Genomic DNA, 3,009 nt, shown 5'->3' on the forward strand with positions numbered 1-3,009 from the left:
GGGATGACCCAGGAGCGCATGGTCCGCATCGAGCAGGACATCCTCGGCAAGAACAACGCGTACGCGAACAGCAACCGCGAACACTTCCAGCGGCACGGCATCCTCGCGCTGAACCTCGTCTCCAGCCCCGGTTCCGGCAAGACCAGCCTGCTCACCGCGACGATCGAACAACTGCAGGGACGCTACCCGGTCAGCGTGATCGAGGGCGACCAGCAGACCAGCAACGATGCCGAGCGTATCCGTGCCACCGGTGCGCCGGCGGTGCAGGTGAACACCGGCAAGGGCTGCCACCTCGACGCGCACATGGTCGGACACGCGGTCCAGCACCTGAAGCTGGAAGGGAGTGGGCTGCTGCTGATCGAAAACGTCGGAAACCTCGTCTGTCCTTCGGCTTTCGATCTCGGCGAGGCGCACAAGGTGGTCATCCTCTCGGTCACCGAGGGCGAGGACAAGCCGTTGAAATACCCGGACATGTTCCACGCATCGGACCTGATGATCCTGAACAAGATCGACCTGTTGCCCTATGTCGATTTCGATGTCGAGCGGTGCATCGGGTACGCGCGGCGGATCAATCCCAAGCTCGAGGTCCTGCAGGTCTCGGCCCGGACCGGCGAGGGCATGGAGTCCTGGCTGAACTGGTTGCAGGCGGCGATGGGTCCGAAGTCGGCGCCCGTGGACGACGTCGAGGCGCTGCGGCGTCGCGTGGCCGAACTCGAGGCCGAGTTGCAGGAGGCCCGGCAAGGGCGCTGAATCGGGAGCCGGCGTGCGACCTCTTCCGCCCTGCACACCATCTTATGGAGTGCGGGAGCTTGCCCCCGCTTTCATCATCCGGAGTTTCGCGCGTCCAAAGGTATGAGAGTCAACGTGAAAGTCACGGCGACGGCTTTAGCATGGTCGACCCTGCCTAGGCGACTGACCGACTGGTGGGGCCTCTTCCGCAGTCTACTGCCGCTTATGGAGTGCGGGAGCTTGCTCCCGCTGTGCGGTGCCGGGATCAACCCAGCTCTCCCGAGCGGCGGCAAGCCGCCGCACTCCATAGGCGCGTGTGCTCTCATCCTTCGGGGGGGCGCGCGCCGAGGCCATGACAGTTAGGGCCGAAACGATCCGCCGCCACGTCCGTGTTCGCGGTCAGGTGCAGGGCGTCGGCTTCCGTCCCTACGTTTACGGCCTCGCCGTCGAACTCGGCCTCACCGGGTGGGTTCTCAACGATGCCGCCGGCGTTGATCTCGAGATCCAGGGCGGCCCGCAGGTCGTCGCGGATTTCCTGCGGCGCCTTCCCGCCGAGGCACCGCCGCTGGCCCGCGTGGATGCCGTCGAGACCACCGAACTGGCTCCAGACCCAACAGACACCGACTCCGCCTTCCGGATCGCCCCCAGCCGCGCGGGTGCCGTGCGCACCGGCATCACCCCCGACGCCGCCGTCTGCCCGGCCTGCCTCGAGGAACTTTTTGACACAAAAGACCGGCGGTACCGCTACCCCTTCATCAACTGCACCCACTGCGGCCCGCGCTACACGCTGACCCGCGCGCTTCCCTACGACCGGCCGAACACGAGCATGGCGGCGTTCACCCAGTGCGCGCCCTGCCAGCACGAATACGACGACCCGGCGGACCGGCGCTTCCACGCCCAGCCGAACGCCTGCCCGGACTGCGGTCCGAGCCTCACACTGCTGAACCCGGACGGTACCAGGATCAGCACGGCGGATCCGATCGCCGAGACCGTGCGGCGTATCCGGGCCGGCGAGATCCTGGCGGTGAAGGGCCTGGGTGGCTTCCATCTGTTCTGTGACGCGCGCAATGCCGACAGTGTCGCCCGGCTGCGCGCGCGCAAGCACCGCGAGGAGAAGCCGCTGGCCGTCATGGCCGCGAACCTGAATGTGCTCGAAGGCCTGGTGGACATCGGCGAAACCGAGGATCGACTTTTGCGCTCGCACGACCGGCCGATCGTGCTGCTGCGCAAGTCCCCCGGCTGCGACGAAGCCCTTCCCGGCGTTGCGCCCGGACTCGCCTGGCTGGGTGCGATGTTTGCCTACACGCCGCTGCACTACCTGCTGTTCCACGACGCTGCAGGCCGCCCCCCGGGCATTGCCTGGCTGGAAGCCGAGGACGCCGACCCCTGGCTGCTGGTCTGTACCTCGGCCAACCCCGGCGGCGAGCCGCTGGTCACCGATAACGCCGAAGCCGTGCGACGCCTCGCCGGAATCGCCGACGCGCTGCTGGTGCATGACCGCGACATCCTCGTGCGCTGCGACGACTCGGTGATCCGGGTCGGCGCCGGCGGCGCCTCCTTCCTGCGCCGCGCGCGCGGCTACACCCCGAACGCGATTCGCCTGCCGCGCAGTGGACCCTCGGTGCTCGCGCTCGGCGCCTGGCTGAAGAACACGCTCTGCGTGACCCGCGACGACCAGGCTTTCCTGTCGCAGCACGTCGGCGACCTCGACAACGCCGCGACCTGCCGCTCGCTGGACGAGACCGCCCGGCACCTGCTCGACATCCTCGAAATCCGGCCCGAACGCATCGCCTGCGACCAGCATCCGGACTTCTACAGCAGCCAGCTCGCCGCCGCGATGGCGCAAGAACTCGATGTCCCGTTGATCCGCGTGCAGCACCACCATGCCCACCTCGCGGCGGTGCAGGCCGAGCACGGACTCGATGAACCGGTACTCGGCATCGCGATGGACGGTGTCGGCCTTGGAACCGACGGCACGCCCTGGGGCGGCGAGCTGCTACGACTCGAAGGCGCCGGATTCGAACGCCTCGGCCACATCGCCCCGCTTGCACTTCCCGGTGGCGATCGCGCCGCGCGCGAACCGTGGCGCATGGCCGCGGCCGCGCTGCACGCGCTGGGCCGGGGAGGGGAGATCGCCATACGCTTTCCCGACCAGCCGCTGGCGTCCCAGCTCGCCGAACTGCTGGAACGCGGCATCAACTGCCCGTTGACCACCAGCCTCGGCCGCCACTTCGACGCCGCCGCCGGCCTGCTCGGCATCAAGCCCGTGCAGCGCTTCGA

Annotated in this window: 2 protein-coding genes; both read left to right on the plus strand. The window is 68.3% G+C overall.

Features of this window, described 5'->3' with window-relative positions:
- A partial coding sequence (gene hypB / locus EA346_RS14960; RefSeq protein WP_296759926.1) for a hydrogenase nickel incorporation protein HypB occupies positions 1-750 on the plus strand: 750 nt, incomplete at its 5' end.
- A gap of 331 nt (positions 751-1,081) precedes the next feature.
- The coding region (gene hypF / locus EA346_RS14965; protein WP_296759928.1) for a carbamoyltransferase HypF at positions 1,082-3,009 on the plus strand (1,928 nt) is incomplete at its 3' end.

This window comes from Thioalkalivibrio sp. (assembly GCF_007692535.1).
Classification (GTDB): domain Bacteria; phylum Pseudomonadota; class Gammaproteobacteria; order Ectothiorhodospirales; family Ectothiorhodospiraceae; genus Thioalkalivibrio.